This window comes from Aeromonas sp. 130281, assembly GCF_056642115.1.
In genome coordinates, this window is the sequence record NZ_JBWVQS010000008.1 from 118,965 (window position 1) to 125,970 (window position 7,006).

General features: G+C 62.7%; 6 protein-coding genes and 1 riboswitch. Of the genes, 3 read left to right on the top strand and 3 right to left on the bottom strand.

The genetic code is table 11. The features are described 5' to 3' along the window. Window positions 1-36 precede the first annotated feature (36 nt). Complete coding sequence (locus AC1IN8_RS18245) at window positions 37-1,233, top strand: L-lactate MFS transporter (RefSeq protein WP_479760007.1); 1,197 nt, start codon at window positions 37-39, stop codon at window positions 1,231-1,233. Window positions 1,234-1,304: 71 nt separating this feature from the next. Here AC1IN8_RS18245 and AC1IN8_RS18250 read toward each other — a convergent pair whose 3' ends face one another. Both AC1IN8_RS18250 and purE read right to left on the bottom strand, forming a co-directional pair. Further along, window positions 1,305-2,429, bottom strand: coding sequence for a 5-(carboxyamino)imidazole ribonucleotide synthase (locus tag AC1IN8_RS18250; protein ID WP_479760009.1), 1,125 nt, complete (start codon window positions 2,427-2,429; stop codon window positions 1,305-1,307). Then, window positions 2,426-2,935 carry a 5-(carboxyamino)imidazole ribonucleotide mutase gene (gene purE / locus AC1IN8_RS18255; protein WP_025325239.1) on the bottom strand — a complete coding sequence of 170 codons (510 nt, stop codon included), beginning with the start codon at window positions 2,933-2,935 and terminating at the stop codon, window positions 2,426-2,428. Before purE ends, AC1IN8_RS18250 begins: the two co-directional genes overlap by 4 nt. Window positions 2,936-3,145: 210 nt before the next feature. Beyond that, window positions 3,146-3,323: riboswitch (cobalamin riboswitch) on the top strand. 52 nt (window positions 3,324-3,375) lie between these two features. Between purE and AC1IN8_RS18260 the strand changes: the two genes are divergently transcribed. Together AC1IN8_RS18260 and murI are read left to right on the top strand one after the other, a co-directional pair. Next, a complete protein-coding gene (locus tag AC1IN8_RS18260; RefSeq protein ID WP_479760011.1) occupies window positions 3,376-5,211 on the top strand; it encodes a TonB-dependent receptor domain-containing protein in 1,836 nt (611 codons plus the stop codon). Window positions 5,212-5,326: 115 nt separating this feature from the next. Continuing rightward, window positions 5,327-6,115 (top strand): glutamate racemase, encoded by a 789-nt coding sequence (gene murI / locus AC1IN8_RS18265; RefSeq protein ID WP_247627610.1) that lies wholly within the window; start codon window positions 5,327-5,329, stop codon window positions 6,113-6,115. A 4-nt stretch (window positions 6,116-6,119) separates the two neighbouring features. Here murI and AC1IN8_RS18270 read toward each other — a convergent pair whose 3' ends face one another. Continuing rightward, the gene (locus tag AC1IN8_RS18270; protein WP_202047961.1) at window positions 6,120-6,611 is read right to left on the bottom strand and encodes an RNA recognition motif domain-containing protein; all 492 of its coding nucleotides are present in this window, start codon (window positions 6,609-6,611) and stop codon (window positions 6,120-6,122) included. Between the last annotated feature and the right edge of the window lie 395 nt (window positions 6,612-7,006).

A 7,006-nucleotide genomic window follows, 5' to 3' on the forward strand; every position in this document is an offset into this window, starting at 1 on the left:
CCTCAATTTCCTTATGGCCATTCCTCGAGACGCATCATGACCAAAGAGATGAATCGCACCCGGTATCTGACCCTGATCGGTACCATCATCACCCAGTTTGCGCTGGGATCCGTCTACACCTGGAGCCTGTTCAACGCCCAGCTCTCCGACAAGCTGGACGAGCCGGTGAGCCAGGTGGCCTTCGCCTTCGGCCTGCTCAGCCTCTCCCTGGCGGTGGCCTCCTCCCTGGCGGGCAAGCTGCAGGAGCGGTTCGGGGTGCGCAACGTCACCCTGGGGGCTGGCGTGCTGCTCGGCATCGGCTTCTTCCTTACCGCCCACGCCAGCAACCTGGCCATGCTCTACCTCTGCGCCGGCATACTGGTGGGCTTCGCCGACGGGACCGGCTACCTGATGACCCTCTCCAACTGCGTGAAGTGGTTCCCGGAGCGCAAGGGGCTCATCTCCGCCTGCTCCATCGGTGCCTATGGCCTCGGCAGCCTGGGCTTCAAGTACATCAACCTGCTGCTGCTGTCGAACAACGGCCTGGAGGCGACCTTCCAGCTGTGGGGGCTGATCGCCATGTCCATGGTGCTGGTGGGCGGCATGCTGATGAAGGATGCGCCCCAGCAGGCCGCTTCCATGCAGCAGACCGAAAGCCGTGACTTCACCCTGGCCGAGGCGATGCGCAAGCCCCAGTACTGGATGCTGGCACTGATGTTCCTCACCGCCTGCATGAGCGGCCTCTATGTCATCGGCGTGGCCAAGGACATAGGCGAGAAGATGGTGGGCCTGCCTGCCGTGGTGGCCGCCAACGCCGTCGCCATCATCGCCATGGCGAACCTGGGCGGCCGGCTGGTGCTGGGCATACTGTCTGACAAGATGTCCCGCATCCGGGTCATCACCATAGCCCAGCTGATCACGCTGTGCGGCATGGCGTTGCTTCTCTTTGTGCCGCTCAATGCCAACCTCTTCTTCGTGGCGGTCGCCTGTGTGGCGTTCAGCTTCGGTGGCACCATCACCGTCTACCCCTCGCTGGTGAGCGACTTCTTCGGGCTCAACAACCTGACCAAGAACTACGGCGTCATCTATCTGGGCTTTGGTCTGGGCAGCATCATCGGCTCCATCGTGGCCTCCCTGTTTGGTGGCTTCATGGCGACCTTCAACCTCATTCTGGTGTTGCTGGTGGTGGCCCTGGTGCTCTCTCTCACCATCCGCCTGCCGGCCCCCGTTGCGGTGGCGGCGGATCGGGGCTGACCTGGTCCCCACTGCGGTAAAAAAGAAGACCCGGGCCTTGGCCCGGGTCTTTTCGTTGGTACCAGCGACGCTTAGCGCGGCGGCAGTCCCAGCAGGGTGCGCAGCTGGCTGGCGGTGGCCTCGACCGTCGGCCAGTCGCGGCCGGTGACGGTCACATGGCCCATCTTGCGGCCGGGGCGGGCCTCGCCCTTGCCATAGAGGTGCAGGTGCACCCCGGGCAGGGCCAGGGCGCCGACCCAGTCCGGCGTGCCGTCCTGCCACAGATCCCCGAGCAGGTTCAGCAGGATGGCGGGCTGAACATCAGCCTGCGCCGGCAGGGGCAGATCGCACAGGGCGCGCACCTGCAGCTCGAACTGGCTGCAGCCGGCGTTGTCGATGCTGGGGTGTCCCGAGTTGTGGGGGCGGGGCGCCATCTCGTTGACCAGCAGCGCGCCGCCGACCAGGAAGAACTCCACCGTCAGCACCCCCACATAGTCGAGGGCGGCGATGATGTGCTCGGCGATGCGCTGGGCTTCCGCCTCCAGGGCGGGAACATTGGCCGGGGAGCGGGTCTGATCCAGGATGCCGCCGCTGTGCCAGTTCTGCACCAGGGGCAGGGCGCTGATGGCACCGCTCGGGCTGCGGGCCAGGGTGAGGGCAAACTCCCCCTCCAGCGGCAGGCGCTTCTCCAGCACGCAGGGCACGCCGCTGGTGGCCAGGGCCGCTGGCAGCTCGTCGGCCTGGTGGATAGTCCACTGTCCCTTGCCGTCATAGCCTTCGCGGGCCGTCTTGAGAATGGTGGGGAAGAGGTCGCTGGGCAGGGCCGGCAGCGGCTCGCCCGGCAGCAGAGTCAGGTTCGGGGCGACTGGCACCCCGGCGCGGGTCAGGAAGGCTTTCTCTTCCCGGCGATCCTGGCAGACGCGCACGGCGCTGGCCGCAGGGCGCACCGGCAGGTATAGCTCCAGCAGGGCCAGGGAGGCTGCCGGTACGTTCTCGAATTCGCAGGTGACGGCATCGCAGCGACTGGCCAGATCGCGCAGCGCCTCGGCGTCGTCATAGGCCGCCACTATCTGGGCGTCGGCCGCGGCGCCGGCGATGCTGGCGGGATCCGGATCCAGCACTATCACCTGATAACCGAGGCGATGGGCCGACATCACGAAATAGCGGCCGAGCTGGCCGCCCCCCAGCATGCCGAGGGTAGCGGGGGGCAGTATCATGCCGGGTCCTCCAGTTGCAGGGCCAGCACCCGATCGCGCTCATTGGCGCGGAAGCTGTCGAGCTGCTGGTGATAGCGAGGGGCGTCGCCATCCTGGGCAACCGACAGCAGGGAGACGGCAAACAGACCTGCGTTGGCGGCCCCCGCCTCGCCGATGGCGAAGGTGGCGACCGGCACCCCCTTGGGCATCTGCACTATGGAGAGCAGGGAGTCCATCCCCTTGAGCTGACGGGTCGGGATGGGCACACCCAGCACAGGCACCGTGGTCTTGGCGGCCAGCATGCCCGGCAGGTGGGCGGCCCCGCCGGCCCCGGCGATGATGGCGCGCAGGCCGCGTTCGCGGGCACTGGCGGCATATTCGAACAGCAGATCCGGGGTGCGATGGGCGGAGACGACGCGCGCTTCATAGGGCACGCCGTGCTCCTTGAGGATGCGGGCTGCCGCTTGCATCACGGGCCAATCGGAGTCAGAGCCCATTACCAGGCCGATCATTGGGGGGGTCGTCATTACGGCTTCCTCGGGGGTGTCAAACGTTTGCCGCATGTTACCAAAAAGCCGTGGGACCTGGCTCAACATTTCTTGCGTCTGACCCCGTCGGATTGCGCCTAACTGAGGCCATGACAGAGGTGCAGGGCGGTAATTGTGCCACTCGACACCCTCTGGTGGGAAAAAGTGACAGCAGCAATCCAGATGGCTATACATCCAATCCGGCTCTGCCTATAATCCCCCCGCTTTGGCGCATCATGCTTAAAAGGGAATCCGGTGAGAATCCGGAGCTGGCGCGCAGCGGTAAGGGGGAACGAAGCGACATCAGGGCACTGCCGTCAGGTGGGAAGCCGTCGCCGTAGGCCATCAGCCCCCAAGCCCGAAGACCTGCCAAAGTTCGTATTTCGGGCCGAGAGAAACCGGCCACGAAGTAGATGCTTACGCGAACTTAAGGATCTCTCATGTCCAAGAAATTATTGGCGGCTGCCCTGTTGCCAACGGCGGCCTTTGCCCAGTCTTCCCTTCCTGCCAATGATACCATGGTGGTCACCGCCAACCGGGTGGAACAACCCGTCAGTTCTGTGCTGGCTCCCGTGGTGGTAATCGATCGCGCCGAGATCGAATCCCGCCAGGTATCGAGCCTGACGGATCTGCTCAAGACCCTGCCCGGGGTACAGATCACCACCCTGGGTGGCCGTGGCCATATCAGTAGCCTCTTCATCCGCGGCACCAACTCCAACCACTCCCTGGTGCTGATGAATGGCCGTCCCATCGCCGCCATGGTGGCCGGCACGCCGGATCTCAGCCAGATCCCCCTCGGCAACATTGAGCGGGTCGAGTACATCCGCGGGCCGCGCGCCGCCGTCTACGGTTCGGATGCCATAGGTGGCGTCATCAACCTCATCACCAGGACCTCCGCCAAGAATGGCAGCGAGACCCACCTGAAGGGGGGCGCAGGCAGCCATGGTTATGGTCAGGGCCAGCTGCGCACCGTGCAGGCGCTTGGCCAGCAGACCGACATGAACCTGCTGGTGGGCTATGAGCGGACCGATGGGTTCGACGTGGTGGCCGGTGCCCAGCAGCCGGATCGGGACGGTTTCGACAGCCTCAATGGCCAGGTCGGGATGAACCATGCCTTCAACGACGCCTGGAGTGCCGATTTCAACGCCCAGGGTTATGACAACCAGACCGAGATGGACGATCCCTATCAGTCGGCCGACCAGAGCCGGGTGAAGGCCTTCCAGTACGACGGTGGTATCAAGTTCCAGAGCGAGACCCTGACCAGCCGGCTGGAAGCCAGCTACGGCGAGAACAAGCTGAAGAGCTGGCTGGAGAGCCAGGGGGAGTCCAGTGCCCAGCCGATCCACACCGGCTTGACCCGCTTCTCCTGGATCAACAGCTGGAGCGGCATCGAGGGGCTCAACCTGACCGGTGGCGCCGATTGGCAGCAAGAGCAGATGAAGTCCGATTCGCGCAGCTATGGCCAGGCCTTCAATGCCCCGGATCGCGACAACACAGGTCTGTTTGCGGTGGGCAGCTATCGCTGGCAGGCCCTGCTGTGGGAGCTGTCCGGCCGCACCGATGACAACGAGCAGTATGGCCGTCACAACACCTGGTCCGCCGCCAGCGGGCTGGACATAGATGACAACCACAATGTGCGGTTGAGCTACGGCACCGGCTTCAAGGCGCCGACCTTCCTCGATCTCTACTATCCCGGTTATGAGAACCCGGATCTGAAGCCGGAAGAGAGCAAGAACCTGGAGCTGGACTTCTCCGGCCGTTACACCGCCTGGGATTGGTCAGTGAACCTCTATCGCAACCAGATCCAGAACCTGATCTCCTGCCAGAGCGCCTTCTCCAGCTGCAAACCGGACAACACGGATGCCGAGATCCGCGGCGTGGAAGTGGCGCTGGGGCTGGAAACCGGTCCGCTCCATCATGACCTGAGCTTCGATTACACCAAGACCGAAGACAAGAACGATGGCGATCAGCCGCTGCTGCGCCGTGCCAAGCAGAAGGCGAGCTGGCTGACACAGGTACAGCTGGGCCCGGTGGATCTGTCGACCGAGCTGCTCTATGTGGGCAAGCGGGACGACAAGAACTTCAGCAGCTTCCCCGCAGAGCGGGTGGTACTGAGCTCTTACACCTTGGTCAATCTGGGGGCCAGCTACGGGGTGACGCCTGCGCTGACCCTGGGCGGTCGCATCGACAACCTGTTCGATCGTGACTATGTTCCGGCCTATGGCTATGCCTCGCCGGGCACCGAGTTCAAGCTGACCGCCGACTATCGTCTTTGATCTGCTGCTCTGCTTATATAGAGAGGAAAAAGCGAGGCCCCGTCCTGTACGGGGCCTTTTCTATTGGCCGCTGGCGGGAGTATGATCGCCGCCTCGCATCCAAGGGGGAGCTCTGGTGGCCAATATTCTCGTGTTCGACTCCGGTATGGGCGGCTTGACCGTCTATGGGGAGATCCGTCGCACCCTGCCGGCACACAACTATTTCTACTGCTTCGACAACGCCCACTTCCCCTATGGCGAGCTGAGCGAACCAGAGCTGATCTCTGCCTGCACCGGCTTGGTCAGCCAGATGGTGGCCGAACACGCCATCGATCTGGTGGTGATCGCCTGCAACACCGCCAGCACCATAGCCCTGCCATCTCTGCGAGCCACCCTGAGCATTCCTGTGGTGGGCGTGGTGCCCGCCATCAAGCCTGCCGCCGCCCTGACCCGCAATGGCTGCATCGGCTTGCTGGCAACCCCGGGCACCGTCAGCCGCGAATATACCCATGAGCTCATCGCCCAGTTCGCGCCGGGCAAGCGGGTGTTGCTCAAGGGGGCGACCGAGCTGGTGATCGAGGCCGAACGCAAGCTGGCGGGACAGCCGGTCAACATGGGGCTGCTGCGAGAGGTGTTGGCTGACTGGATGGAAGGGGAAGAGAGGCCGGATACCCTGGTGCTGGGCTGTACCCATTTCCCGCTGCTGGGGGATGAAATCCGGCAACTGATGCCGGAGGCCCAGCTGGTTGACTCGGGCAATGCGGTGGCAAGACGGGTGGCCCATCTGCTGGCCGCGCTTCCATCCACCCTCACCGGTGAAGGGCAGGGCCATGCCTATTGCAGCCTGCTGGATGCCCGGGCCCAAAAACTGACAGCCCCCTTGCAAGCATGGGGGCTGTCATCACTCGAAGAGGTGCTGTGCTGAGTCCTCAGGCGTCGACGTCGGCGCCTTCCCTCTCATCCCTGTCCCGCTTGTCGTTGGCTTCACGTACCTTGAGGGTGCGCTGCTGATACTCCTTGTCATTGAGCGCGGCTATGGCCTTGGCCGCATCGGCGACCGGCATCTCAACAAATCCGAAGCCCCTGCGCTTGCCAGTGGCCTTGTCTTTCATCAGACGGACGGAAATCACCAGACCCTGCTCGGCAAAGAGCTCGCGCACGGCAATCTCGTTGGCACGGTAGGGCAGGTTGCCTACATATAAGGTGCATGTCTCTTGGCTGGCATTCTGCTCGGCCGCAGCGGCAGGAGCCCGGTTAAGGAACAGCGGTACCACGAAACCGCCAATGGCCAGACCTACGGCAAAAATGACTTCGGCTTTCAGGGAAAACTGCAGGGCCTGGGCAACCAGATAACCGACCAGCGCCAACACCAGAGCGAGAACGGCCGCCTGCACATAAACGGGAAACTTGGATAAATTCATCTTTAAAGACCTTTTGTAAATGAAAGCAAAAAAGGTGCAACACTCTATTCACCTCCATGGTAACCAGCTTTACGACAGGACGCTACCATGGACCACTCGGGACACATTATCCGCTTCAGTATGGCATTCCTTAAGCAAGGAAGACCCGGTTAAATGCCAATGAAACAGAGCTGAAATCATCAGCTTGTGGATAACATTGTATATATACACTGGGTAAGCTGTTTCTAACTGGATAATTTGAAGTTTCCGTGACTTTCTTCAAAAAATCCCTTGTCATCGTGATCCGGCTCCCTATAATGCGCCCCTACCAGCACGGCGGAACACGCCAAACTGATGAGCCAGCTTCCTAGCGAAGTGGGCGCCGAAAGAAAAGCGAAAACAACCGCTTGACTTTC

Bases quoted from the DNA above. Each gene is read 5' to 3' on its own strand.
- AC1IN8_RS18245 (WP_479760007.1), top strand. From the start codon at position 37: ATGACCAAAGAGATGAATCGCACCCGGTATCTGACCCTGATCGGTACC.
- AC1IN8_RS18250 (WP_479760009.1), bottom strand. From the start codon at position 2,429: ATGATACTGCCCCCCGCTACCCTCGGCATGCTGGGGGGCGGCCAGCTC.
- purE (WP_025325239.1), bottom strand. From the start codon at position 2,935: ATGACGACCCCCCCAATGATCGGCCTGGTAATGGGCTCTGACTCCGAT.
- AC1IN8_RS18260 (WP_479760011.1), top strand. From the start codon at position 3,376: ATGTCCAAGAAATTATTGGCGGCTGCCCTGTTGCCAACGGCGGCCTTT.
- AC1IN8_RS18270 (WP_202047961.1), bottom strand. From the start codon at position 6,611: ATGAATTTATCCAAGTTTCCCGTTTATGTGCAGGCGGCCGTTCTCGCT.